18 protein-coding genes are annotated in these 24,995 nt (G+C 59.1%); 5 read left to right on the top strand and 13 right to left on the bottom strand.

The genetic code is table 11. The features are described from left to right. Nucleotides 1–357 precede the first annotated feature (357 nt). Nucleotides 358–3,057, bottom strand: coding sequence for a TonB-dependent receptor (locus QQK16_RS02635; protein ID WP_284194868.1), 2,700 nt, complete (start codon nt 3,055–3,057; stop codon nt 358–360). A gap of 800 nt (nt 3,058–3,857) precedes the next feature. Between QQK16_RS02635 and QQK16_RS02630 the strand changes: the two genes are divergently transcribed. The 3 genes from QQK16_RS02630 to QQK16_RS02620 all read left to right on the top strand — a co-directional run bounded on the left by QQK16_RS02630 (nt 3,858) and on the right by QQK16_RS02620 (nt 11,110). Further along, nucleotides 3,858–5,819: a S9 family peptidase gene (locus QQK16_RS02630; protein ID WP_284194867.1), complete on the top strand. Its 1,962-nt coding sequence runs from the start codon at nt 3,858–3,860 to the stop codon at nt 5,817–5,819. A gap of 351 nt (nt 5,820–6,170) precedes the next feature. After that, nucleotides 6,171–8,969: a TonB-dependent receptor plug domain-containing protein gene (locus tag QQK16_RS02625; protein WP_284194866.1), complete on the top strand. Its 2,799-nt coding sequence runs from the start codon at nt 6,171–6,173 to the stop codon at nt 8,967–8,969. A 317-nt stretch (nt 8,970–9,286) separates the two neighbouring features. After that, the gene (locus QQK16_RS02620) at nt 9,287–11,110 is read left to right on the top strand and encodes a phosphoenolpyruvate carboxykinase (GTP) (protein ID WP_284194865.1); all 1,824 of its coding nucleotides are present in this window, start codon (nt 9,287–9,289) and stop codon (nt 11,108–11,110) included. A gap of 92 nt (nt 11,111–11,202) precedes the next feature. Here QQK16_RS02620 and QQK16_RS02615 read toward each other — a convergent pair whose 3' ends face one another. From QQK16_RS02615 to QQK16_RS02565, 11 genes are all read right to left on the bottom strand, one after another. Continuing rightward, nucleotides 11,203–12,024 carry a flagellar brake protein gene (locus QQK16_RS02615; RefSeq protein WP_284194864.1) on the bottom strand — a complete coding sequence of 274 codons (822 nt, stop codon included), beginning with the start codon at nt 12,022–12,024 and terminating at the stop codon, nt 11,203–11,205. A gap of 46 nt (nt 12,025–12,070) precedes the next feature. After that, nucleotides 12,071–13,330, bottom strand: a complete 1,260-nt coding sequence (locus tag QQK16_RS02610; protein WP_284194863.1) for a 6-phosphofructokinase — start codon at nt 13,328–13,330, stop codon at nt 12,071–12,073. Nucleotides 13,331–13,455: 125 nt separating this feature from the next. After that, the gene (locus QQK16_RS02605; RefSeq protein WP_284194862.1) at nt 13,456–14,046 is read right to left on the bottom strand and encodes an SRPBCC family protein; all 591 of its coding nucleotides are present in this window, start codon (nt 14,044–14,046) and stop codon (nt 13,456–13,458) included. Between the two features lie 107 nt (nt 14,047–14,153). Then, complete coding sequence (gene trhA / locus QQK16_RS02600) at nt 14,154–14,774, bottom strand: PAQR family membrane homeostasis protein TrhA (protein ID WP_284194861.1); 621 nt, start codon at nt 14,772–14,774, stop codon at nt 14,154–14,156. 9 nt (nt 14,775–14,783) lie between these two features. Then, nucleotides 14,784–15,179 carry a fosfomycin resistance glutathione transferase gene (gene fos, locus QQK16_RS02595; RefSeq protein WP_284194860.1) on the bottom strand — a complete coding sequence of 132 codons (396 nt, stop codon included), beginning with the start codon at nt 15,177–15,179 and terminating at the stop codon, nt 14,784–14,786. Between the two features lie 64 nt (nt 15,180–15,243). Then, complete coding sequence (gene adk / locus QQK16_RS02590) at nt 15,244–15,900, bottom strand: adenylate kinase (protein ID WP_284194859.1); 657 nt, start codon at nt 15,898–15,900, stop codon at nt 15,244–15,246. A 20-nt stretch (nt 15,901–15,920) separates the two neighbouring features. After that, nucleotides 15,921–16,694, bottom strand: coding sequence for a 3-deoxy-manno-octulosonate cytidylyltransferase (gene kdsB / locus QQK16_RS02585; RefSeq protein WP_284194858.1), 774 nt, complete (start codon nt 16,692–16,694; stop codon nt 15,921–15,923). Further along, nucleotides 16,691–16,876 (bottom strand): Trm112 family protein, encoded by a 186-nt coding sequence (locus QQK16_RS02580; protein WP_284194857.1) that lies wholly within the window; start codon nt 16,874–16,876, stop codon nt 16,691–16,693. Before QQK16_RS02580 ends, kdsB begins: the two co-directional genes overlap by 4 nt. Then, on the bottom strand, nt 16,857–17,891 hold the full coding sequence (gene lpxK / locus QQK16_RS02575) for a tetraacyldisaccharide 4'-kinase (protein WP_284194856.1): 1,035 nt from the start codon (nt 17,889–17,891) through the stop codon (nt 16,857–16,859). Before lpxK ends, QQK16_RS02580 begins: the two co-directional genes overlap by 20 nt. Before the next feature lie 120 nt (nt 17,892–18,011). Further along, a complete protein-coding gene (locus tag QQK16_RS02570; RefSeq protein ID WP_284194855.1) occupies nt 18,012–18,425 on the bottom strand; it encodes an ExbD/TolR family protein in 414 nt (137 codons plus the stop codon). Between the two features lie 3 nt (nt 18,426–18,428). Next, nucleotides 18,429–19,034 carry a MotA/TolQ/ExbB proton channel family protein gene (locus tag QQK16_RS02565; RefSeq protein ID WP_284194854.1) on the bottom strand — a complete coding sequence of 202 codons (606 nt, stop codon included), beginning with the start codon at nt 19,032–19,034 and terminating at the stop codon, nt 18,429–18,431. Nucleotides 19,035–19,465: 431 nt separating this feature from the next. Here QQK16_RS02565 and xseA point away from each other — a divergent pair, with 431 nt between their 5' ends. Then, entirely contained in the window at nt 19,466–20,821 is a 1,356-nt protein-coding gene (gene xseA / locus QQK16_RS02560; RefSeq protein ID WP_284194853.1) for an exodeoxyribonuclease VII large subunit, read from the top strand. A 92-nt stretch (nt 20,822–20,913) separates the two neighbouring features. Here xseA and QQK16_RS02555 read toward each other — a convergent pair whose 3' ends face one another. Beyond that, nucleotides 20,914–22,161: a peptidoglycan DD-metalloendopeptidase family protein gene (locus tag QQK16_RS02555; RefSeq protein WP_284194852.1), complete on the bottom strand. Its 1,248-nt coding sequence runs from the start codon at nt 22,159–22,161 to the stop codon at nt 20,914–20,916. Between the two features lie 642 nt (nt 22,162–22,803). Between QQK16_RS02555 and QQK16_RS02550 the strand changes: the two genes are divergently transcribed. After that, nucleotides 22,804–24,966, top strand: coding sequence for a tetratricopeptide repeat protein (locus QQK16_RS02550; RefSeq protein WP_284194851.1), 2,163 nt, complete (start codon nt 22,804–22,806; stop codon nt 24,964–24,966). The last annotated feature ends 29 nt before the right edge of the window (nt 24,967–24,995 follow it).

Below are 24,995 nucleotides of genomic sequence, written 5' to 3'. Positions count from 1 at the left end.
TTTCCTGAATTGCCAGATAGGCATTCGTGCGTATTTCGCAACCCGTGCAAGCTACCATTCAGGTGTGGTTCAGGAGAAATATTGTCTCCTTATTGCTGTGCTAGTGTTGGTTAATCGCTACGATTGTGGTGTGGCGTTTTTGGTGGGCATTTTGGCAAGCTGGCCAATATGGAATTGCGGATGATTGGCCACCGGTGTGCTCCGCTGCATGTAGATGCTAAACATGCCATGAGCGTTGCGAACGACCATGTCTGGGGGCTGCCGGGTATGGCAGTCCGGTGTCGCTTCAAGCCGGACGCAGCAAGCATGAAAAAACCCACGGCGTGACCGTGGGTTTCAGTTTTGCGACGACCGCTATTACTTGAAGGTATAGCGGAGCGAAGCGTAGGCGAAGCGGCCCGTAGTCGAATCCTGGAACTCATCGGCATCGGTGGAGAAGCGAGGTGCACGATCGAACAGGTTTGAAATGCCGAAGTTGAACACCGTGTTCTTGATGCCCTTGTAACCTACGTTCAGGTCGACAGTGGTGTAGCTGGGCAGACGTGGGGTGCTGGCATCCAGATTCAGGATGTCTTCCATGTCATAGGTGCCTGCCACGGTACGTGTCGTGGTGTCGTAGGTCCAGGCGCCGCTAGCGAGTTCAATGTTCAGCGAGTTACGCCATCCCGGGTTGTAGTTGTCGTTCAGGCGCGAGCGCGGTGCCTCGGACGGAATGTCGGACTTGTCCAGCTTCAGCAGCCGGCTGTACTGGTTGCCTATGCTCAGGCGGCCCAGATTCAGCAACTGGAAGGAGTAGTTGACACCCCAGTCCAAGCCACTGACGTTCTGCTTGCCGACGTTTAGGTAAGGTACGGTCTGGCCGATCAGGCGACCATCCTTCAGGCCGGGGTACTGGGCTTCCAGAGCCGGGTTACGCGGCGAACGCTCAATCAGGTTGGCATACGTCGGGTTCTTGGTGCCGTCAGCGTTGTACTCATTGTCCAGAATGTACTGGGCATTGAGCGTTTCGATGGTGTTCTTCTGTTTGATCAGGTACCAATCGAGGCTGGTGGTCAGATTGCGGGTGGGCGACAGGACGACGCCAAAGGCGAAGTTCTTCGACTCTTCCGGCTTGAGGTTGGGATTCGATTGAATCTTCAAGCGCGAGGAGTATTGGCACTCACCTGGCCCGTAGCCGAGCGGGCCGCAGCGGACCCAGTCGGCAACCGTCAGGTAGGCGGTCGATTCGGCCATGTACAGCTGTGGCAGTGTCGGTGCCTTGAACGAGGTAGTGGCAGTACCCCGCAGAAGAACTTCCTGCATCGGACGGAAAGCGAACGAGAACTTGGGATTGGTGGTGCCGCCGAAGTCGCTGTAACGGTCGTGGCGCAAGGCCAGCTGAATTTCCAGTTGCTTGATGGGGTTCAGCGCCAGTTCACCGTAAACCGAGACCACACGACGATCGCCGCGGACTGCAGTTGCGCCCTGATTCTCGATGTTGCCGGCAATGGTCTGCGCGTCCGGGGTGTCTTTGATCGAATCCTTGTAGGCTTGCAGGCCCCAGGCAAAACCGACCGGGCTATCCATCAGGTTGAACAGCTCGCTATTGCTGGCTTTGAGTTCAGCGCTCAGCAGCTCGGACTCAGCAGTGCGGTTGGTGGTGGTCAGCAGCTTCTGTACGTCGGCGGCATCATTCCACAGTTTGAACGGGTTGTAGCCGCCATTGACATAGGCGTCGGTGATGGCGTCGGTCTTGAGTTTGCCGCTCTCGATGGTGGTGACCTTGTTCTTGCCGTAGCCAACCGAAGTCTCGTAATCCCAGTCGCCCAGGTTGCCCTTCACGCCGAACACGGCGCGCGAAGTATCAGAAGTGGTCTCTTCGCGAACCTGGCCGGCTTCATACACCGAGCGGAAAACATACAGCGGGGTGCGGTTGAGATCTGTTGCAGGGTTGACACGGTCGATTTGCTCTACACCTGCGTCGTCGATGTAACGAACTGGAAGAGAGGTGGGATAGGCTGCATTGCCAAAGCGGACCTGGCGGTTGGCGCCAGTCGTGTTGCCGCTGGTGAACGAGCCTATGCTGGCAAAGCCGCTCTCGTAGTCAGTAACGTTGCGGTTGAATGCCAATTCGCTGAACAGCGTGGTATCCGGCGTCAAGGCGAAGCTGATGATGCTGGACATGCCAGTACGGGTGGTGCGAGGAATCGATTGCGTGAAGGCAGCGTTCTCGGTGCGGCAAGCCCAGTCACCGCGGGTATCGCGCTCGACAGAGCCCTGACAACCGTCCATGCCTTGCCGCTTCAGGGCGTAGTTAACAAACTCAAAGGTGCCGGGGAAGGCCGTGGTTACACGGGTGTCGGTGCCGCCGTAGGGGCGGAAATCACTTGACTTGGTGTACTTGTGATCGCGGTTAAAGGTGGGCTCGCGTTGGAACAGGTCGGCGGTTACCAGCACGTTGTAGCGGTCACTGGTCAGGTTACCGAAGCCGGCAGAAATCGAGGTCGAGTGCTCTTGGCCGCCACCATCAATGTGCTGGCCATAACGCCCGCTCAGTTCAAGGCCTTGATAGTTGCGCTTGGTTTTGAAGTTGATTACACCGGCTACGGCATCCGAGCCATAGATTGCCGAGGCGCCGTCACGCAGGACTTCTACCTGCTCGATGGCGGCCAGCGGGATGGCGTTAAGGTCGACGAAGCTCGAATCAATACCGGAGGCGTAGCCGTAATTGACTAGGCGGCGACCGTTCAGCAGTACCAGCACGTTCTTCTCACCCAGGCCGCGCAGCGATGCGGCAGCAGCGCCTTGTGCGAATGAGTTGGACGAGCTGCCGGAGAAGAAGCCGGTCACGCTGGGCAGGAGGCTCATCAGTTCGACCACGGTCGAGGCACCCGACGCCTCGATCTCTTCCTTGCGGATGGTTTGGACGGGCGAGGGGCCTTCAATCGCTGCGCGGCGGATGTTGGAGCCGGTGACTTCGATCCGTTCGACTTTTGGTGGTGCGGCTTCTTCGGCTGCGGTGGCGGCTACGCAAAGGCCGATGCTGGCCATTGCAATTGTCAGTTTGCTGAACTTCATAGGTGGTAACTTCTCTCCAGGGGCATGCGGCGTCTATATCCCGAGGCGCTGAATTGGCGCTCGTTGTTTAGCCGAAAACCCTCGAATCTATCATTGCATTGGCGGGAGGGGGTGTGTCTTTCGCCATGCTGATGAGTGGTGTGTCATAAATGAAACATTTATAAGATGTAAGTGTCCGGCATGATGATGAAGTGGGGAGCGACGATTGTGAGGTGAAATCGCAGATGCGCTGTTCTAAGGTGGGGCATGGTTGTTAAGCGCTGTCAGAAAGCCGGTTGTGCAGTTGTGCTGGTCGCGGGTCATGGTTTCCTCGGGTTTTTCATAGTCGATAGACGTGACGGGTGCCCCGGTGCTTGCGCTGGGTCATGGTGTGGGCCTCGCCATTGGCAACGCATCTGTGGACCTACAATGACACCTGTACTTTATTCGCAACAACATGCAGCATTTTTCTGGTAAGGGTTCGGCGCGCACGTCCGGGTGAAGCGGGTGGATGGGTTCTGTTTTCAGTCAAAAGGGCAGGTATGCGCCGGTTATGCAGTATCGCTTAGCAAGTGAGCTGGCTTGGTGTTGCCTGCACCTGTGTCTAGCTGAGGGCATGGCGAGCGACCGTGCCGGTGCTATACTTTTCCGCATCAGTCGCCGCGCATTGCGCGGCGTTTTTTTATGGTTCAGGCAAGGGGCGTTTACGGCGTACTCTGCGTGAATAGAGCGCCTGAGTCAGCGGCCAATAAGACTGATTATTGGCTCGCGGCGCGGAGTAAATTTCAGATGTTGGTCTTGTGAGAATAGAGGACAAGGTAATGAAGCAAATCTTTCCGGCGCTGTTGGTGGGTGCATTGTGTGTCGCGCCTGTTGCAGTGAATGCCGCAGCAGATAGCAAGGCAGAGGTTGCAGTGAAGCCTTGGAGCGCCATCGAGAAGCTATTTGCTCGGCCTAGCTTCATGCAGATGCAATTGTCACCGGATGGCAAGAGCATGGCGGTGCTGGTGCCGGTTAACGACAGGCGCAATCTGGCGGTGATCGATCTGGAGGGAAAGGCGATCAAGGTGCTGACTAATCTCAAGGAGATAGATGTCGCACGTTTTTTTTGGGTCAACAATGACCGCCTGATTTTTACCCAGGGAGACGCCCTTGCTGGCTCCGGCGAGCCGCAGAACTGGGGGGGCGTGGTGGCAGTGAACAAGGATGGCACTGAGCTGCGGCGATTCAAGTCGGGCCATAGCTTGGTAGGCGTGCTGAGCGATGGCTCGGATAATGTGCTGATGGTCAATAATGACCGTAGTAGCAAGGCGCTTGACCTCTACGTGGTCAACTCCAAGACGGAGAAGAGTACCCTGAAAACGTTCGACAATCCTGCTACTCCTGGCGTGATTGTTAGCTTCCTGCCGGATAGCAAAGGAGAAGCACGTTTGGCTTATCTGGTGGACGATAAGCGCACGTTGACCATGACCAAGATTTACCACCGGTCCTCCAGGGAGCAGGGTTGGAAGTTGATAAAGGAGTTTGAGGAGGGTCAGGAGGGGGAGTGGGATGTGTTGGGGCTGGACAGTGATGACAAAACAGCCTTTGTGGCTGTTCGTGGCGTAGATAGTAAGTTTGCCTTGCATACGCTGGACATGGAGACTCAGGTTCTAGGCGAAAAGTTGCTGGCCCATGATCTGGTCGACGTCGGTGGTGGCAATGCAGACTTGATACACGCTGCTTCGGGCAAGGTAATTGGTCTGGCGCTGGATGCGGAAAAGCCAGAGATCTACTGGTTTGACCGGGCTTGGGCCAAGCTCAGTGAGCAAGTGGATGCAACGCTAAAGGGCAGGATCAACTATCTCGCTGGTGATCTGGATGGACGGATTGCCATCTATTCGACAAGCGATGTGGATCAGGGTAGCTACTATTTGCTCGATACCAAGACACTCAAGATGGAGGAGGTGGCCCAGGCTGCTCCCTGGCTGGATGCTGACAAAACCTCGCCTATGCGGCCGGTGCAGTATAAAGCGCGGGATGGCATGACGATCCCCGCCTACTTGACTCTGCCTAAGGGTAAAGCCGAGAAGATGCTGCCCTTGGTAGTAAATATTCATGGCGGCCCGTTCGGTGTGCGGGACTCCTGGGGCTGGAATCCGGAGGTGCAGTTTCTGGCCTCTCGTGGCTATGCCGTGTTGCAGCCCAACTATCGGGGCTCAGGCGGTTATGGCTGGAAGCATCTGCGTAGCGGCTGGAAGCAGTGGGGGTTGGCCATGCAGGACGACATTACCGATGGCGTGAACTGGTTGGTAAACAGCGGTGTGGTCGATAAGAACCGCATCTGTATCTACGGTGGCAGTTATGGCGGCTACGCGACCTTGATGGGATTGGTGAAGGACCCCGACCTTTACAAGTGTGGTGTCGACATCGTGGGTGTGTCTGACATTGAGATGAAGTTTGACGTGCAGTGGTCTGACTATGCGCGTAGCAATTATGTGAAGCATGGTGCCATGGCCGCTTTTGTGGGTGACCCAAAGACTGATCAAGCGCAGTTGAAGATGACTTCGCCACTGCAGAATGCAGACAAGTTCAAGGCGCCTGTGTTCATTGCACATGGTGCGCTGGATCGACGCGTGCCACTGGTGCACGCTGAGCGTATGCGAGATGCGTTGAAGGCCCACGGCAAGGCTTATGAGTGGTTGGTGATAGATGACGAGGGACATGGCTTTTTCAAGATGGAGAACGTCAAGCTGTTCTATCCCGCTGTCGAAGCGTTCCTGAAGAAGTACATAGGCAGTTGAGTTGCACGTGTAACGAAAAAGCCCCGGTTTGTGACCGGGGCTTTCGCTTTTGCGGGCACCGCAGACTCGAGCTCCGAGGGCAGTAGGTGATATTGCCCGCTCTTCAGTTGTCTAGGCTTGTCAGGGTACTTGGCACTGATATTAGATTTTTCTGAAATTCGTTGCGTGGTCGCTACAAACTGTGAAATGTGTAACGAAAATGCTGCAAAAGCCAGGAGGGCTGAGGGTACTATGGGTCATCAGGGAGATTGACGTCGCTGCTTGCTGGGCGAAGTCGCTTGGCTTTTTTGTGTGTTCGCTGCTGAGGGTTGACGACCACTAGCAGTGGTTCCATTGGGAGAAATACAAGTTATGAAGCTGAATCAGATTACACGCGCGCTGCTACTTGTCGGTATCGCTGGCGGCGCAAGCCAGTTTGCCCTTGCTGAAGAGGCACCGGTCAAGGTCGAAAAGATCCAGGTGACGGGCTCCAACATCAAGCGTACTTCGACCGAATCGGCGTCTCCCATACAGGTTATTGGCCGCGAAGAAATCCGTAAAACTGGTGTGACTACCACTTCAGAACTGTTGAAGCTGGTGCCGGCCATCAGCTCCGGCGGCCTGGATGATTTGGATTCGGGTTCTGGCTTTGCTTCGGGTGTGGCTACATCTTCCCTGCGTGGCCTGGGCTCGTCTTCTACGTTGGTGCTGGTGAACGGTCGTCGCATGGCGCCTGCTGCCTATGCAGACCCGAATACCGGACAATCGAGCCTCTACAACCTGAACAACATACCCCTGTCAGCCATTGAGCGCGTGGAAGTGCTGAAGGATGGTGCTTCGGCTGTTTATGGTTCTGATGCCATTGCCGGCGTGATCAACTTCATCCTGCGCAAGGACTACCAAGGTGCACAGGCTTCCTTGTCGGGCGGCGGCTCGCTCAATGGTGGTTTTGGCAATCAATCGGGCAACTTCACCGTAGGTTTCGGCGACCCTGTCAGCAACCGCTTCAATGTGATGGTGTCGGCCGAATACCGCCATCGCGAAGCTACCCCGCTGAGCAAGGCGCATGCGATTAAGAAGGATACCTATTACGAACTGGATTCCCGTCTGAATCCGTCGGCATCGTCGCTGGCCTACCCTGGGAACTACTATATCGAGCGTACCCAAGGTAGTGGTGCGTTTACTGTGCTAGGTGTGGCGGATAACCGCTGCCCGACCTCGATGAAGGTCGGTACAACCTGCCGCTGGGACTTCTACAAGAGTCTGGATGCCGTTTCTGAGTCCGATACCGGTGCGCTCTTTTCCCGCGCATCATTCTCCTTGGGGGAAGACCTGAATGCGTTTGCCGAGATCGGCTACAACAGGGTCGAGGCCGAATACCGCTCCAACCCACGCAGTGTAGCGCAGACCGGCAGCACTTGGTTTACCACGGATGGTCAGCGCAAGTCGTTTACCTTTGTGCTGCCCGCCAATCACCCGGACAACCCTTACAATAACCCCGACTACCCACAACAGTACACGAAGGACAATACCCGCCAGGTTGCGGTTCGCTACCGTTTTGCCGATATCCCATCGTCAGAATCGGTGACGAATGAATCGACCCGTGTTGTGCTGGGCCTGGATGGCTCGCACTTTGGATGGGACTGGAATGCAGGTGCGATGTACAGCAAGGCCGAGCGTAACGCCGTCACTCGTGGTCTGTTGCTGGCAAACGAGCTGCAGAGCGCAATCAATGACTTGAGCTACCGCCCATTTGGCAATAACAGTGCGGCCACAATTGCCAAGATCAGCCCTGATCAGCTCTACACTGGTGAGACCGAAGTCAGCATCGGCGACCTGAAGGGCAGCACCGAATTTGGTAGCCTGCCTGGTGGTCCGATAGGTGTGGCTGTCGGTCTTGAAGCCCGCCGCGAATCCATCAAGGTGACGCCGGATGCCCGCTTGGCGAATGCGGAATTCATTGGCCTGGGGTCGTCCGCTGCAGATGGTAGCCGTAACGTGCGTTCGCTGTTTGGTGAGTTCAATCTGCCACTGCTGAAGACGCTGGAGGCAGAAGCCGCCGTGCGTTATGACCGCTACAGCGACTATGGCTCGTCCACCACGCCCAAGCTTGGCCTGAAATGGACCCCAAATGGTGCCCTGGCCGTCCGTGGTTCGTATGCTGAAGGTTTCCGTGCGCCTGGCCTGACCCAGATCTCCAAGTCTAGCGTGCAATCCTTCAATACCATCATCGACCCGCTGCGTTGCGGTACCTCCAAGTTCCCGAACGTGCCTGGCAACACCATCGATCCCGCATCGCGCGATACCGGTGAGTGCACTACCGGCCGCAGCATTTCCTCGCGTATAGCTGCCAATCCTGATCTGGAACCCGAGAAGTCCAAGAGCTTCACCTTTGGCCTGGTTTTTGCGCCATCGGCGAATTTCAACGGCACGGTCGATATCTACCAGATTCGTCGTAAGGATGAGATTGACCGTCTGAGCTCGCAGTACATCATGGACCAACTCCATGAGGGTGGTGAGTCGCGCTACGCCGACCAGATTTCGCGTAACCAGAATCCGGATACTTGGTTACGTGATACCAATGGCAACATCATCCCGAACACCGGTCCTATCATCAGCACCGTACGTAAGTTCTTCAACCTGGGTGAATCCCGCGTCAAGGGTGTCGATCTGGATTTGAACCTGCGCAACAATCTGGGTGAGTTTGGCCGCCTGAGCAGTAACTTCAATGCTAGCTACCTGATCAGCTACAAGCAGGCCCAGTTTGCTGGTGATGAGTATGTGGAATATGCGGGTGCGTACGGACCGGCAGGTGAGCTGCCACGCCTCAAGAGCACGCTGGCTACGACCTGGTCCAAGGGTCCGTACTCGGTCAACGGCCGTATCAACTATACCGATGGCTGGTACTACGGCGACGGTTCGACCGGTTGTGGTGGTATTGCGGCGTATCAGGCAATGTTTCCGGATTGCAAGGTTCACTCCTGGACTACGTTTGACCTGGGCATGACCTACACAGGCGTGAAGAACCTGACCATAGGCGGTACCCTGCGTAATGTCTTCGATCGCGATGCGCCTTATGATCCTGACAACACCACGCTCGGTTACAACCCTGGCTTCCACAATCCCTATGGTCGTTATCTGAGCCTGAGCGCTACCTACAAGTTCTTCTAAGCGCCCCTGCTGTTGCAATACCTTCGACCCCCGGCTTGCCGGGGGTTTTTCATTTCAGCCACAGATGCATGACCGGCTAAATAAGATAAATGTAGTGTAGTTTCAACCGAGCAATCGCTTGGTTGGCGTCGCTCTCTGGCTTGAGGCGCCTGGATCAAGGTGGTGCGGTAAGCGTCGATCTGAAAATGTAGTCAGATACCGTGTAACTACTTTTCTGGCGACTAATGGCGCTGAATTTGCGACAATTACGGGCCGATTTTTCGCTTTTGCCTGACTTTTGTTACAGGCATGCAAGATTCCATACCCGAGGTCACCCTATGCAGTTCACCCCCCCCGACTACATACAGCACGCCGCCCTGCTTGAATGGGTGTCCAAGGTTGCCGCACTGACCAAGCCCGATCGCATCCACTGGGTTGATGGTTCCGATGCCGAGAACGAAGCCTTGCTGGCGCAGATGGTGGCGGCTGGCACGCTGGTGAAGCTGAACCCGGAGAAGCGGGCGAACTCCTATGCTGCGTTCTCGGATCCTTCTGACGTGGCGCGGGTGGAAGACCGTACCTTTGTCTGTGCCGAGCAAGAGACTGATGCCGGCCCTAACAATAACTGGATGGCGCCTGCCCAGATGCGGCAGACGCTGGATGGCCTGTTCGACGGCTGCATGCGTGGCCGCACCCTGTATGTGATTCCGTTCAGCATGGGCCCATTGGGCTCGCATATTGCCCACATCGGCATTGAGCTGACCGATTCACCCTATGTGGTGGCCTCCATGCGTGTGATGACCCGCATGGGGCGTGCGGTTTACGACGTGCTGGGCAAGGATGGTGCCTTTGTGCCGTGCGTGCATACCGTGGGTGCACCCCTGGCTGCTGGTCAGGCGGATGTGGCCTGGCCTTGCAACAAAGACACCAAGTACATCGTGCACTTCCCCGAGACCCGCGAGATCTGGTCTTATGGTTCGGGCTATGGCGGCAATGCCCTGCTGGGCAAGAAGTGCTTTGCCCTGCGTATTGCCTCCACCATGGGCCGTGACCAGGGCTGGCTGGCTGAGCACATGCTGATACTGGGCGTGGAAAGCCCTGCTGGCGAAAAATCCTATGTGGCAGCGGCCTTCCCCAGTGCCTGTGGCAAGACCAACTTTGCCATGCTGATTCCGCCTAAGGCCTACCAGGGCTGGAAGGTAACGACCGTGGGCGATGATATCGCCTGGATCAAGCCCGGCAGCGATGGCCGGCTGTATGCCATCAACCCCGAGAATGGCTACTTCGGCGTGGCGCCGGGGACGTCGGAGAAGTCCAACCCCAACGCCATGGCCATGCTCAAGCAGAATGTGATCTTCACCAATGTGGCACTGACCGATGATGGCGACGTGTGGTGGGAAGGTATGAGCAAGGAGGCGCCAGCCCACCTGATCGATTGGCAGGGCAAGGACTGGACGCCGGAAATCGGCCGGGAAACCGGTCGCAAGGCTGCCCATCCCAATGCCCGCTTTACCGTGGCGGCCAGCCAGTGTCCTTCGCTGGACGCAGCTTGGGATGATGCCAATGGCGTGCCCATTTCGGCCTTTATCTTTGGCGGCCGTCGTTCTTCCACGGTGCCACTGGTGTCCGAAGCCGCTGGCTGGAGCGAGGGTGTCTACATGGCGGCGACCATGGGTTCCGAGACGACGGCAGCCGCCATGGGCGCCCAGGGCCAGACGCGGCGCGACCCGTTTGCCATGCTGCCCTTCTGCGGCTATCACATGGGCGATTACTTCGACCACTGGCTGAAGATGGGCGACAGGCTGGCGCACGCGCCCGGCATCTTCTGCGTCAACTGGTTCCGCGTGGGCGAGGATGGCAAGTTCCTGTGGCCGGGGTTTGGCGAGAACATGCGGGTGCTGGAGTGGATCGTCGGCCGGGTGCAAGGCAAGGCTCAGGCACGCGAGACTGTGCTGGGCTGGATGCCCTCGTATGCCGACCTGGACTGGACTGGCCTTGACGACATGACCACGGCTCAGTTTGATGCCCTGATGCAGGTGGACATCGAGGCCTGGCGGGCCGAGGTGGCAGCCCATGCCGAGTGGTTTGCCAAGCTGGCCGACAAGCTGCCCAAGCAGCTGGCCGACAAGCGCAGCCAGCTGAGCGAGGCACTGGCAGGCTAAGGTGTACTGGTAACAACAAGTAAAGGCCGCTCCTGGAGCGGCCTTTTTTTGCGCCGGTCGTGCGTGCGGCGCGCCATGCGACGTGGCGGAGTTCAGTCCAGGCGCTGGGACTTGGCGATGCGCTCGCGCTCGACCTTGGTGATGTAGCGCTGTATCAGGGTCTGGTTGGCGCTGGACAGATGGATGAACTGGGCGCCGGTGCGTATGGTGTGTATGCCGTTCTTGAGGGTGATATCAAAGCTGGAGCGCATTTCCACATCGGCCATGACGGTGCCGGTATCGGGCAGCTCTATGCGTATTCCGTGGTACTGGCGGCCGGCATCCATGCGCAGGCCGGGCACGTAGCCAATGATGCCTATACCCCCTACGCTGATATCGGCCAGCGAGATCTCGAAGTCCTCGCCATGCCCCAGGGGGACATAGCAGGAGAGTGGCTGGGCCAGCGGTACGATCAGCCGGTAGAAGTCGCGCCGCTGCAGGCGCAGGGCCTCGGTGGGCTGGGTGACCGCCAGTGCCGGCTTGCCTTGCCACTCCACCAGCCTGGGGGTGCGGGCGGTGAACTGGACCTTGACGTGGCTGAGGGCCGAGGTGCAATACAGTTGCTTCACGGCCAGTATCTGATCCTTGAAGTGACCGTGGGGCAGGTCCAGGATCAGCCTGCCCTGATCGATAGCCAAGGCCATGGACAGGCCGAACTGGTCGGTGTCGTCCACATACAGGCTGACCAGTTCATGGTGCTCGCACAGCTGCAGCAGCAGACGCTGGATTTCCCTTGGCGTAGTGAGCCGCAACTGATCGGCATCGGCCAGCTCGGCGGGCTCGATGCGCAGTGGCAACTCGTCGGTCATCAGGGGTGGCAAGGCAGTTTTCATGGTCTGATTGTAGACATCCAGCAAGGGCGCATCCAGGCACATGGAACTATTACATGTGCCTGTACCTGTGCTTGGCTTAGAGTCTGTTTCAGAGTTTGAATTCCGCCAGCTTGCGTGCCACCGCCAGGTTTTTCAGGCGGACGTAGTCAGGCAGGCCGTTGCGGAAGGGGGGGTAGTCCTCGCCGGCGATCAGCGGCGACAGGTAGCGTCGGCAAGCCTCGGTGATATGGAAGCCGTCTTCGGTGATGAAGTCGCGCGGCATGAACTTCTCCACATTGGCGACCTGGGACAGCGGTGCCTCGGCGATATCCCACTGGTAGGGTGCGTCGCTCAGCCGACGGATGGCCGGCATGACCGAATTCTTGCCGGCCAGTGCCATTTCGACGGCGGCTTTGCCCAGGGCGTAGGCCTGTTCCACGTCGGTCTTGCTGGCGATGTGGCGGGCGGCGCGCTGCAGGTAATCGGCTACCGCCCAGTGATACTTGTAGCCGAGCTTGTCCTTGACCAACTGGGCGATGGTGGGGGCGACGCCACCCAGTTGAGCGTGGCCGAAAGCGTCTTTCAGGCCGGTTTCGGACAGGAACTGGCCCTGCTGGTTCTTGATACCCTCGGAGACACCGATGACGCAGTGGTCGTACTGCTCGACCGTGGCCTTGACCTTGGCGAGGAAGGCCGCCTCGTCGAACTCCACCTCGGGGAACAGCAGGATGTGGGGACCTTCGCCGGCTGCTTCGCTGGCCAGGCCGCAGGCGGCAGTGATCCAGCCTGCGTGGCGGCCCATGACTTCCAGGATGAAGACCTTGGTGGAGGTCTTGGCCATGGAGGCGACGTCGTAGCCGGCCTCGCGGATGCTGGTGGCCACATACTTGGCGACAGAGCCAAAGCCGGGGCAGCAGTCGGTGATAGGCAGGTCATTGTCCACGGTCTTGGGCACATGGATGGCCTGGATGGGGTAGCCCATCTTCTCGGACAGCTGCGCCACCTTGTAGCAGGTATCGGCCGAGTCGCCGCCGCCGTTATAGAAGAAGTAACCGATATCGTGGGCTTTGAATACTTCGATCAGGCGTTCGTATTGCTCGCGATGGGTTTCCAGGCTCTTGAGCTTGTAGCGGCAGGAGCCGAAGGCGCCTGAAGGGGTGTGCTTGAGGCGGGCGATATCCTCGGCGCTTTCCAGCGAGGTATCGATCAGGTCTTCGGTGAGTGCGCCTATGATGCCGTTACGGCCGGCGTAAACCTTGCCTATCCTGTCGCCATGCAGGCGGGCGGTCTCGATGACGCCAGCGGCGGAGGCGTTGATCACGGCGGTGACACCGCCCGACTGGGCATAGAAAGCGTTCTTCACGGTCATGCAGAAAACTCCGAAGAGAGGTTGCGGGGGCAGTGATAGCCCCGGGATGCGATGCACCGCCCGACATGTCCGCCCAGCGTGCCACGCTATCGCGTGGTCTGGTGGCCGATGCCCGGGCAGCAGCGTTAGGGTTGGGTCTTGCCGGCCTCGGCCTGTTTGGCAGCCTCGGCGGCCTGATAGCGCTGCAACTGGGCGCGCCATTCGGTCCAGTCATGGGGTTTGCCGGTCTCGAAGCGTTTTTGCAGGTTGGCCAGCACATTGGGCCAGGCCTTTTCGAAATAGGCACGGGCCTTGGGCCATTCGCCGTCGCTGCCCCAGCCCAGGTGGCTCAGGCTCAGGCGGGTGCCGTCCGCCTCGGCGGCAAAGCGCAGTATCACCACAGTGCGCTGTTGCCGGGCCTGGGGCAGGTGCGGCGGGGCGTTCCAGGTAAAGGACAGCAGCTTTTGCGGCTCTACGGCCAGTACCCGCATGTCGTCGGCGCCTTTCAGGCCCGCCGCGGCATAGGGGTTCATGTATATCTCGAAGGGGCCGCCTGGCCTCGCTTCCACCCGCGCTTCCGGGGCAAAGAAGCCGCTAATGCCTTCGTTGGTCGTCCAGGCCTGCCAGACATCGGCCAGCGGGGCCTTGATCTGGGCTGTCAGTTCTATGCCGCTCTCGGCTGCTGTAGCAGCAAGGGGGGCAAGGCTTAGCAGGGCGGCAAGCAACAGGCGGCGCATAGTGGCTCCAGACCATGACGGGAACGGCCGCATTGTAGTCGGAATCAGCCTGTCCCGCCGCTTGGGCTGACGGCCGTTTGCCGCTATGCCATGGCGGCGGCGAGGCGCTAGTTCACATAAAACAGGATGCTGACGTACTGGCAGAGGCTGCCGCCCAGTACAAACAGATGCCAGATGCCGTGATAGTGCGGTACCCGCTCATCGTTGAGGAAAAAGTAGATACCGGCGCTGTAGATCAGGCCGCCGCCAGCCAGCCAGGCCAGGCCGGCGGTGGGCAGGTTGGCGATCAGAGGCTTGATGCCGATGACGATCAGCCAGCCCATGACTACATAGAGGATCATGGACAGGATGCGGGTGCGGCGCCCCAATGTCAGCTCCTGCACGATGCCGAATATGGCCAGGCCCCAACTCAGGCCAAACAGGGTCCAGCCCCAGGGGCCGCGCAGGGTGACCAGGGTGAAGGGCGTGTAGGTGCCGGCTATCAGCAGGTAGATGGCGCAGTGGTCTATCTTCTGCAGCACGGCCTTGGCCTTGGGTCCCTTGATACTGTGGTAGAGCGTGGAGCCCAGGTAGAGCACGATCAGCATGCTGCCATAGATGGCGGAGCTGACGATTTTCCAGGCATCGCCCTGCAGCGAGGCCAGCGTGATCAGCACTGCCGTGCCGGCAATCGCCAGGGCAGAGCCGGTCAGGTGGGTGATGCTGTTGAAACGTTCACCGTGATACATCGTTTTGCCTTAGTCGAAGAACACCATGCCGGCATAGGGGTGGGTGCGACAGCTTGCCAGCCTGCTGGCCATGTCGCCATCGTGGATTTCCAGTTTGTGCCCGTCGGGGTCGAGAAAGTAGAGCGAGGCACCCTCGCTTAGGTTCACTTTCCATTCCGCCACGCCGGCCTGGCGCAGGGTCTGGACAGCTTGCGCGTAGTCAGCAACGGCGAAGGCGTAATGGGTGTAGCTGGCGCTGGGTGGTGCCTGATCCCGCGACAGGCATAGCCACAGCGATCCTATGCTCAGGTAGGCGCCTTGATCCCAGCGGGCATGTGGCTTGGCGCCCAGCAGATCGACATAGAAGCGGAAGGCGCGATCCAGATCGCTGACGGCCAGGGTAAGGTGGTTGAGTTGTGTCAGCATGGGGCTGGAAAACAAAACAGGCGGGATAGCCCGCCTGTTCGATGTGTGGTCTGTCTACCGGGCTTTACACGCCCAGCGACTTGAACACATTGTCGCGGATGGCATCAACGGCGCCGACACCGGCCACCTTGACGTACTTGGGTGCCTTGGCGTCGCCCGAGCGGGCCAGTTCGCCGTAGTAGCTCACCAGCACTTCGGTCTGCTCGTGGTAGACCGCCAGGCGCTTCTTCACCACTTCTTCCTTGTCGTCGTCGCGCTGTACCAGCGCTTCGCCGGTTTCGTCATCCTGGTCGGCCGCCTTGGGCGGGGCGAACTTGACGTGGTAGACGCGGCCGGAGCCCGGGTGCACGCGGCGGCCGGTAATGCGCTCGAGGATCTCGCTATCGGGTACATCGATCTCGACCACGTAGTCGATATCCACGCCGGCGGCCTTCATGGCATCGGCCTGGGGGATGGTGCGGGGGAAACCGTCGAACAGGAAGCCGTTGGCGCAATCGGGCTGGGCGATACGTTCCTTCACCAGACCGATGATGATGTCGTCGCGGACCAGGCCGCCAGCATCCATGATGGCCTTGGCTTCCAGACCCAGCGGGGTGCCGGCCTTGACGGCAGCACGCAGCATGTCGCCGGTCGAAATCTGCGGAATGCCGAATTTTTCCTTGATGAAGTTGGCTTGAGTGCCCTTACCAGCGCCGGGGGCACCTAACAGTATCAGTCGCATCGTGGGGTTCCAGGTTTTGGTTAATTCAGTTTGTTCAGCTCGGCCCAGCGCAGGCGGACGCGTTCCAGGTCGGCGGGGGTATCCACGCCCGCTTCGGGGGCATGCGAAACCTGGGTAACGCCGATGGAATGACCGTGCCAGAGCACGCGCAATTGTTCCAGCGCTTCGAACTGCTCCAGGGCACAGGGTGCAAGCGTGCGGTAGCGGCGCAAAAAGCCGGCGCGGTAGCCATAGATGCCTATATGCCGAAAGACGGGTAGGTCGGCCGGCAATACGTCGCGCGACTGGGTAAAGGCATCGCGGGCGTAGGGAATCGGTGCCCGGCTAAAGTAGAGGGCACGGCCGCTGTGGTCAAGCACCACCTTGACTACATTGGGGTTGAACATCTCATCAGCCCCAGCAATGACGTGGCATGCGGTGGTCATCGGCAGGCTGTTGTCGCGCTGCAACATAAGTGCCACGGCGTCGATCAGGGCCGGATCTATCAGGGGCTCGTCGCCCTGTACGTTGACCACGGCAGCATCATCGGCCAGGCCCAGGATATCGGCCACCTCAGCCAGCCGTTCGGTGCCGGAGCTGTGCTCCACCCGCGTCATCACCGCCGAATAGCCATGTTCGGCCACCACGGCGCGGATACGCTCGTCGTCAGTCGCCACGTGCACGCTGTGCGCGCCGCTCTTGAGCGCCTGCTCGACTGTGCGTATCACCATGGGCTTGCCGCCGAGATCGGCCAGCGGCTTCTCGGGGAAGCGGCTGGAGGCCAGTCTCGCCGGAATCAGGGCGATAAAGCTCACTTGCCGACTTCCTCTTCGGCGGGCAGCTCACGCGCCTCGCTCTCGAGCATGACCGGAATGCCGTCCTTGACGGCAAAGGCCAGCCTGTCGCCGCGACAGATCAGCTCCTGGCGACCCTTGTCGTAGTAGAGGGGGCCTTTGCACACGGGGCAGACTAGGATTTCAAGCAGTTTGGCGTCCATCTTTACTCTTCAATGCGTTGAGCCGGCTGGTCAGCCAGTCGGCGAGGTCGGGCTCGATAGCGGCTTCGACCGGAACGACCCAAATATTACCACTGTGTGCCAGCCCTTCCTCAGACAAAAGGGCGATTAGCTTGACGGCATCCTTCTCGGTGACCAGCCGGATATCGGCCTGCACCTGGTTGAGATCAGCCACGCTGTAACGATGGTGGTCGGGAAACGGGTGGGGCTGTACCGTCAGGCCTGCGGCCCTGAGGGTGGTGAAGAAGCGCTCGGGATGGCCTATGCCGGCCACGGCGGCTACCTGCCGGTTGGCAAAATGGCTCAAGGGCTGGCGCTGATCGGGTTGCGCCAATTGCCAGGCCTGGCTGGGCTGCAGCGCCATGTCGAAACGCTGGGGGTGTGTTGGCAGGCTTGGTGCGCCGTTGCCGTTCACCAACATGGCCTGGGCCTGCGCCAGCCGGCTGGCTGGCTCGCGCAGGGGGCCGGCGGGTAGCAGCCAGCCGTTCTGCAGGCCCCGATTGCCATCGACCACCACGATCTCGATATCACGCCCCAGGCGGTAGTGCTGCAGGCCGTCGTCGCACAGCAGGACAGTGGTGGTGGGGTGGGCGGCCAGCAGGGCCTGGGCGGCCGCAATGCGGTCGCGGCCCACGAATACCGGGCAGCCGGTGCTGCGGGCCAGTAGCAGGGGTTCGTCGCCGTAGCGGCTGGCGTCGCCGTCGACAGGCACTTCGGCTACGTCGGTTATCTGGCCGCCATAGCCACGGCTGATGATGCCGGGCTGCCAGCCCCGTGCGCGCAACTGCCGGGCCAGGTAGTGCACCGTTGGTGTCTTGCCGGCGCCGCCGGCCGTGATGTTGCCGACCACGACCAGGGGACAGGGCAGGGTGTGTGTTTGCAGTAATCCCAGGCGATAAAGCTGACGGCGCAGGGCCGCCAGGCCGCCGAACAAGGCCGACACCGGCAGCAGCAATGCGGCAGGGAAGCGGGATTGCCAGTGGCGCGGGGTTTGCATTGCCTGCCTCCAAAAGCACATTCCCGCCGGGGCGGGAATGCAGGGGTGGGTGCCGATGGGCGGGCAGCGCGTCTAAAGACGGCTGCCGCCTGTATCGTGGCCTGGGTGCTGGGGTAGCGCCTACTGGGGCGTCTGGGTGGCGAAGGTGAGCTTGCCCAGGCCGGCCATGCGGGCGGCTTCCATGACGTTGACCACAGACTGGTGGCTGGCATTGCCATCGGCGTTGATGACCACCACGGTATCGTCGCTGCTGGCGTACTTGCGCAGATCGGCTGCCAACTGCTCCACACCGGTAAAGCTGATGGCCTGCTTGTCTATGGCGTAACCACCGTTGCTGGAGACCGATATGACAATCTCGGCCGGCTTGCTGTCGGGCTTGTTGGCCTCTGCAGTCGGCAGGTTGATCTTCATCTCGGTGAACTTGGAGAAGGTGGTGGTCGCCATCAGAAAGATGAGTATCACCAGCATCACGTCCAGCAGGGGGATGAGGTTGATTTCCGGTTCCTCGCGGAGCCGGCCGCGACGGAAGTTCATGGCTTAGCTCCGCTCGCCGTGGACGACTTCGACCAGCTTGATGGCTTGCTGCTCCATCTCGACAACCAGGCTGTCGACGGTGGCGCGGAAATGGCGGTAGAAGACCAGGGCGATGACAGCGACAAAGATGCCGGCGGCGGTGTTGTAGAGGGCAATCTTGATGCCCTGTGCCATTTCACCAATATTGCCGGCGGCGCCCGACTGCGCGCTGAACATCTCGATCATGCCGATTACCGTGCCCAGCAGGCCCAGCAGTGGGGTGGCAGTGGCGATGGTGCCCAGGGTGGTCAGGAAGCGGTCGAGATCGTGCGCTACGGCGCGGCCGGTTTCCTCGATGGATTCCTTCATGATCTCGCGCGAGCTCTTGACGTTCTTGAGGCCTGCGGCCAGCACGCGGCCCAGGGGCGAGTTCGATTGCAGGCGCGATAGCATGTCGGAGGTGACACCGCTTTGTTTGAGCTCCTGAACGGTGACGGCCAGCAGGCCGTCGGGCAGGACTTGCGAGCGGCGCAGGGTGACCAGCCGCTCAATGATGATGGCGAGCGCGATAATGGACGCGAGTATGATCGAATAGATCGGCCAACCGGCAGCCTGGATGATGGCGAGCATGGGGTGATGTGTCCTACCGGAATTGGAAAAAACCGCGTAACTTTAGCCCCCCCTTGCCATCGCAGCAAGCATGCCGAGAGCATGAGACCTGCCGAGCGCCCATTCCAGCCTAGCTACAGACTATGACGATGGCGTCTGTGATTGCCTGAATAAACGGTTGTGCAGGGCTTGACTTATGGCAAACCCGCACGGCTGCAAGGCCTCTCCGGTTGTGCACAAGGGCTGTGGATAAGTTTGTGGGTAAGCTGCGGAAATCCACCTGAAATGCCCATGGCACAAGCGCAATACTAACTTGCTCAAAAAAGTGGCTATGATTTATTTCTGTTTAAAATCAATAATTTAAGTATTTGCTGTAACACTGCTGTCAAAAAGCGCACGTCGGTGTTGGGGCAGCGTCCCTAATGTGGATGAAAACGGATTCAAGAGACCAAATGAGCGACATGCTGTCAAGCCCGACCCCGGTTTGGTCGGTTAGTGAACTCAACCGCGCTGTCAAGGGTTTGCTCGAGCGCGAGCTGCCTTTGATGTGGGTTAGCGGCGAGATTTCCAACCTCACCATCGCCGCTAGCGGCCACTGTTATTTCTCGCTGAAGGACAGCGGCGCCCAGGTGCGCTGCGTGATGTTCCGTAACCGCGCCATGTTGTTGCCGTTCAAACCGCGCGAAGGCCTGAAGGTGGAGGCGCGTGCGGCGGTGACGCTGTATGAGGCAAGGGGCGACTACCAGCTCAATATCGAAGCCATGCGGCCTGCTGGCCTGGGCGCGCTGTACGAGGCCTATGAGAAGCTCAAGCTCAAACTGGCCGCCGAAGGCTTGTTCGAGCCTGCACGCAAGCGCCCCCTGCCGGCGGCACCCAGGGCGATAGGTATCGTCACCTCTTTGCAGGCAGCCGCCTTGCGCGATGTGCTGACCACCTTGCGGCGGCGGGCGCCACAGCTGCCCGTGGTGCTCTACCCCAGCCCGGTGCAGGGCGAGGGCGCGGCCGACAAGCTGGCGGCCATGATCAGGCTGGCCAACGCACGGGACGAGGTGGATGTGCTGATCGTCTGCCGTGGCGGCGGCAGCATAGAAGACCTGTGGTCATTCAATGAAGAAGTGGTGGCCAGGGCCATTGCGGAAAGTGCCTTGCCGGTGGTCAGTGGGGTAGGACACGAGACGGATTTCACCATTGCCGACTTTGTCGCCGACCTGCGGGCACCCACACCGACCGCCGCCGCCGAACTGGTGTCGCCCGACCGCAGCCTGCAGCTGGCGCAGTTGCAGGCCATACAGACCGGGCTGCTGCGCAGCTACCAACGGATACTGGAAAACCGCATGCAGCGGCTGGACTATTTGGCACGGCGCCTGATACACCCCGGCGAGCGGGTGGTGCGGCAGCGCCAGCGGCTGGCGCAAAGCAGCCGCAGCCTGGGTTTGAGCATGGCGCGGCTGATGGAAACGGCCCGCTGGCGGCTGGCGCATGGGCAGCAGCGCTATCGCGGTATCAGGCCGGCCCCGGCGCAGTTGGGGCAGGTGTTGGCTGGCTTGAAGCTGCGTTTGGCGCGGGCACAGCTGCGTGAGCAGGAACGCCGGCAGTCACGCCTGGGCAATCTGGCGGGGCGCCTGGAGGCACTAAACCCGCAAGCCGTACTGGCACGCGGCTATAGCCTGGTGGAGACCAGCACAGGCAGCCTGGTGCGTGATGCCCAGCAACTACGCCATGGCGAGCGCCTGCGCCTGCGCTTTGCCCAAGGCGAGGCCGCCGCCGTGGTGAGCGAGGCACCGGTAGAACAGGGTAGTTTGTTCTGACGTCAGCAGACCGCAGCATCAATTGAATAAAAACAGGGCCCCACCCCTGGCGGAGTGAGGCCCTGCTGCGGGCAGCGCCGTTGCCGTGGCGCTTACTTGAGTGCCGTACAGGCCGGCACGACAGCCTGGTTGCTGCCGGTATCGAGGAAGCCGTCGCTGATCCAATGGCCGGTATCCAGCCGGTTCCACAAGGACGTGCGGCCCCAGGTGCCGTTCACCCAATCGCCATTGGCATGGCAGACGATCTGTACCCGGTCGCCATTGCGCACGGTGCGCACCACGGTGGACTGCAGATTGGGTGCCGTGCGTACGTTGATCAACAGGTTGGGGTCGTTGGTCTTGACCGTCACTGTCTTGCCCGGCTGGGGCGGGACATCGCCCGAGCCATAGTTGACCAGCGAACCGCCGGGGTTGACCCGCCGGCCATTGCGCAAGGCATAGCCTTGGTAGGCACTGGCACCTTCAAAGAACTGCCAGCCGCCGATGGTCTTGCCGTTCACCGCGACCGGCTGGCCATTCATGCTGATGGAGAAATGCACGTGTGGCCCGGTGGTGGAGCCGCCGCAAGGCAGGCCATTGCCGATCTGACCCAGGTAGGCGCCCTTGCGCACCAGGGTGCCGTCGGCCAGGTTGGGCAGGTTGACCATATGGTAATAGCGCGAGGTGTAGCCGTTATCGTGCACCAGCTGCACGATGGCGCTGCTGTTGCGCACGCAGCTCTTATAGATACGGCCATCACGAGGGGCCAGTACCTGGCCGTTGCCGCCATTGAAGTCGATGGAATCGAAAGGCCGGCTGGTGCCGCTGTTGCCGTGCGGGCCGCCACCCATATACCAGGCTACACCTTCGGCCCAGGGCAGGCCCAGGCCGGTTTCGCCAGCCAGCAAGGTGGTGCCGGCCATGGGCTGGGCGGCATCCATCTGCTGCTTGAGCATGACGGTACGCTGCGCGCGGAAGGCATCACGCTCGGGCGCGCTCATCACACTGGCCGGCACATTGCCCAGCAGGGTGAAGAACGTGCTGCTTCCCTCCATCCCCACCTGCCACTTGCCACCGCTTTGCCGGGCGATAAAGAGGCGCGAGACCGGGATATCGTCACGCCCCGAGAACAGCACCTGGGTGGCCGAACCCAGCACCCAGGCGCCGCTGCGTTTGTGGATTTCCACGACGGTGTCGCCCGCTGGTGCCGCATCGGCGGCGATGGACTTGACCTTGTCGGCCAGCGCCGTGGTAGCCGCGCGGCGCAGCGCCTCATCGGGGGCGGGGCCGGCATGGGCCGGCAGGCTGAGATAAAGCCCTGCAAGCAGGGCGGCGAGTGGGGTGAAGGAACGTTTTTGCATCGTTGTGTTGCCTCTTTGGGTACGTGGGTGAGTGCGTAACCGGGCCTGCAGCCATGGTTGGCAGGCGGGGTGGACGCACGCGGTTTCCCGTCGTCGAGATAGCCTGGCTTGGGCGCAGGAATGCAGCGTTCTGCCTGCACGAATGGCCTGGCGGCTTTTTGTTGCCCGCCCACTATGGAGCGGGGGTGGTCAAAAAATCTTGTAAGACAACAACGCCTTAACAGAGATTTTTTACAATTCTCATTAAAAATAGCCGTTTAGCATATGCCAAATGCATGGCAATTTATGCCTTTGACATGTTTGGACGATTGTGCAGGAGTGGGGTTTGCCGCAAAGGCAGGCTGGGTGCGGGGGAGGGCGCTATTTGCAGGGATCTCGCGCCAGTTTGGGCGAGCAGCTGCGCTGCAGCGTGCAGAGTTTGGTTGTAGCTAGGCGCGTGCAGAGTTTGGTTGTAGCTAGGCGCGTGCGGCTGGCTGATGAGTAAGCTAAATAGCTGAGGTGGTTGCAGGTGCGTGGTGCGCGGCATTCGCAACTTCTGGGTGGTTTTTCTTCGCGGATCAAGTGCCGCACAGACTCTCGCCGTATAATTTCTGCCGAACGTGTCCCCTTTCGATGCTTGGCACTGAGGAATTGATAATTTATATGCGCGAAATCTTATTGGGTGTCTTCTTGAGTCTTGCATGTTTTGCGGAGGCCGCGACTACTGATCTGGACCTGAGCAGGGAGGAGGTCAGGGCATATCGGGAAAAAACGATCGTGCTGGAGAAGGATGTTGCCTTCCTTAAAGAGGCGACAGGTAATAGGCTAGAAGCCCAAGATAAGCGCATTACTGATATTGGTCTTTCGACGGATCAGCATGCAAACCACATTGCCGCGGTTGCTAACCAAACGACTTATCTTGGTTACCTCATAGCATTCATCGCGCTCGTTGGAGGCTTCGCGGCATACTTTACGGCCACGAGGCAAGCCAAAGAGGCAGCTAATAAATGGTTTGAAAGTAACGCTCAGGAACTTCGTACACAAATTGATGCGCTTAAGAATGAGGCTGATGACCTTCAGAAGCAATTGCGTCAACGGGCAATAGACGCACACAGTGAAATTGATCAACACGCGACAGATGTGACGAAGCATGCGACCGATACTCAGCAAGCGATTTCAGCAATGGCTCAGCGCATGTTTTCTAATGCGTTCAGCACCGATCAAGTGCCACAGCCATCTGCCGATGCAGCAACCATCGAAGCTGTTCAAGCGGCTAGCGAGGCACTGGAGTCGAAACCAGAGCGGGATTTCAAATCTGATGATCATTTTACCCGTGGCCTAAACGAATTCCTTGCCAATCGCTTTGACTCCGCCTTGCATATTTTTGAAAAAGCCTTGGAGCGAGCCCAAGTTGAGAAGCTTATGCCTGAAAGGCATATATGGTTAATGTTTGCTCGTGCGGCCTCTCTTGGTGAGCTTGGACGCAGCGAGGAGTCAGTCGCTGTTTATGACGAAATCGACCGTAGTTTCGGCCCGTCTGACAGGATCTCTGTGCGAGAGCTGGTCGCTGCCGCTCTACTAAACAAAGGCGTAAAGCTATGCCAGCTAAATCGTAGGGAGGAAGGAATCGCCATCTACGATGAGATTGATCTACGTTTTGGTGAAGATACTAGCCCAGATATACGAGAGCGGGTTGCATATGCTCTTTTTAATAAGAGCATTGTGCTTCACCAGCTTGATCGTATGGATGAAGAAATTGCGGTCTATGACGAGGTTAATCGACGTTATGGCAACGACGAGAGTCCTGCATTAGTTGAGTTGGTTGCCGTGGCTCTCTTCAACAAAAGTACCAAGCTGGGTGAGGTTGGCCGCTATGAGGAAGCAATCGCCATTTGCGACGAGATTGTTAGGTGTTACGGCAAAAAAGAAAGTGTTGCCCTGCGGCTAGTGGTTGCTAAGGCGCTCGTCGGCAAGGGTTCTTGGTTCGGTCAACTCGGGCGGAGCGAAGAGGCAGTCGCTATCATTGACGAGGTTGACTGGCGCTTTGGAAAAGATGACAACTCTGCTCTGCGTGAACTGGTCGCCAACGCGCTACTCAACAAGGGCACTTATTTCGGTCGGCTTGATCGTAGCGAAGAAGCAATTGCCGTCTATAACGAGATTGATCGGCGTTACGGCGAAGATACCAGTTCTGCTCTGCGCGAGTGGGTTGCTCGTGCGCTTGTTACCAAGGGTTTAGCGCTGGGTCAGCTTGATCGTAGGGAGGAGGAAATCGCCAGCTACGAGGAGATCGATCGGCGCTATGGCAAAGACGAGAGTCTTTTTTTGGTTGAACTGGTTGCCAAGGCTCTCGTCAGCAAAGGTAACGCACTAGTCAAGCTTGATCGTAGGGAGGAGGCAATTGCCGTCTACGATGAAGTCGAGCGGCGCTTTGGCATAGGTGATAGCGCTGTTTTGCAAGGGGTGACGGCGGATGCGCTGAATGGCCGAGCATATGCTCGGATACTGCAGGCTAAGCATAGCTGGCAAACCGAAGTGGGGCGTCAGGGGTTTCTTGATCATGCAATTAGCGATTTGACGCGAGCTCAAGTAAACAGCTCAGGAGGTAGTCGAGCTACGATACTGGGCAATTTAGGCTATGCATTTTTTCTCTCCGGAAAAACAGATCATGCAGAAGATCTGACGAAAGAATGCCTGCGCCTGGGGGGAGATGAGTCGCTGCAAGCACAACGTGCTGATGCCGGTGTGCAACGCATTGAATTGCTGGATTCTGAGTACGAAACACTATTGGATCGGCTATGGGACGATTTGCGCCCGGAGAGTTAGATACCTCACGTTGGGATGACCGCAACTAT

The sequence above is a fragment of the Chitinimonas prasina genome (genome assembly GCF_030160395.1).
Taxonomy (GTDB): Bacteria; Pseudomonadota; Gammaproteobacteria; order Burkholderiales; family Chitinimonadaceae; genus Chitinimonas; species Chitinimonas prasina.
This window is presented reverse-complemented; position numbering and strand designations above follow the sequence as displayed.

Excerpts from the sequence above, each read along its gene's own strand:
- QQK16_RS02635 (WP_284194868.1), bottom strand. The coding sequence starts at position 3,057 with ATGAAGTTCAGCAAACTGACAATTGCAATGGCCAGCATCGGCCTTTGC.
- QQK16_RS02630 (WP_284194867.1), top strand. The coding sequence starts at position 3,858 with ATGAAGCAAATCTTTCCGGCGCTGTTGGTGGGTGCATTGTGTGTCGCG.
- QQK16_RS02625 (WP_284194866.1), top strand. The coding sequence starts at position 6,171 with ATGAAGCTGAATCAGATTACACGCGCGCTGCTACTTGTCGGTATCGCT.
- QQK16_RS02620 (WP_284194865.1), top strand. The coding sequence starts at position 9,287 with ATGCAGTTCACCCCCCCCGACTACATACAGCACGCCGCCCTGCTTGAA.
- QQK16_RS02615 (WP_284194864.1), bottom strand. The coding sequence starts at position 12,024 with ATGTGCCTGGATGCGCCCTTGCTGGATGTCTACAATCAGACCATGAAA.
- QQK16_RS02610 (WP_284194863.1), bottom strand. The coding sequence starts at position 13,330 with ATGACCGTGAAGAACGCTTTCTATGCCCAGTCGGGCGGTGTCACCGCC.
- QQK16_RS02605 (WP_284194862.1), bottom strand. The coding sequence starts at position 14,046 with ATGCGCCGCCTGTTGCTTGCCGCCCTGCTAAGCCTTGCCCCCCTTGCT.
- trhA (WP_284194861.1), bottom strand. The coding sequence starts at position 14,774 with ATGTATCACGGTGAACGTTTCAACAGCATCACCCACCTGACCGGCTCT.
- fos (WP_284194860.1), bottom strand. The coding sequence starts at position 15,179 with ATGCTGACACAACTCAACCACCTTACCCTGGCCGTCAGCGATCTGGAT.
- adk (WP_284194859.1), bottom strand. The coding sequence starts at position 15,900 with ATGCGACTGATACTGTTAGGTGCCCCCGGCGCTGGTAAGGGCACTCAA.
- QQK16_RS02580 (WP_284194857.1), bottom strand. The coding sequence starts at position 16,876 with ATGGACGCCAAACTGCTTGAAATCCTAGTCTGCCCCGTGTGCAAAGGC.
- lpxK (WP_284194856.1), bottom strand. The coding sequence starts at position 17,891 with ATGCAAACCCCGCGCCACTGGCAATCCCGCTTCCCTGCCGCATTGCTG.
- QQK16_RS02570 (WP_284194855.1), bottom strand. The coding sequence starts at position 18,425 with ATGAACTTCCGTCGCGGCCGGCTCCGCGAGGAACCGGAAATCAACCTC.
- QQK16_RS02565 (WP_284194854.1), bottom strand. The coding sequence starts at position 19,034 with ATGCTCGCCATCATCCAGGCTGCCGGTTGGCCGATCTATTCGATCATA.
- xseA (WP_284194853.1), top strand. The coding sequence starts at position 19,466 with ATGAGCGACATGCTGTCAAGCCCGACCCCGGTTTGGTCGGTTAGTGAA.
- QQK16_RS02555 (WP_284194852.1), bottom strand. The coding sequence starts at position 22,161 with ATGCAAAAACGTTCCTTCACCCCACTCGCCGCCCTGCTTGCAGGGCTT.
- QQK16_RS02550 (WP_284194851.1), top strand. The coding sequence starts at position 22,804 with ATGCGCGAAATCTTATTGGGTGTCTTCTTGAGTCTTGCATGTTTTGCG.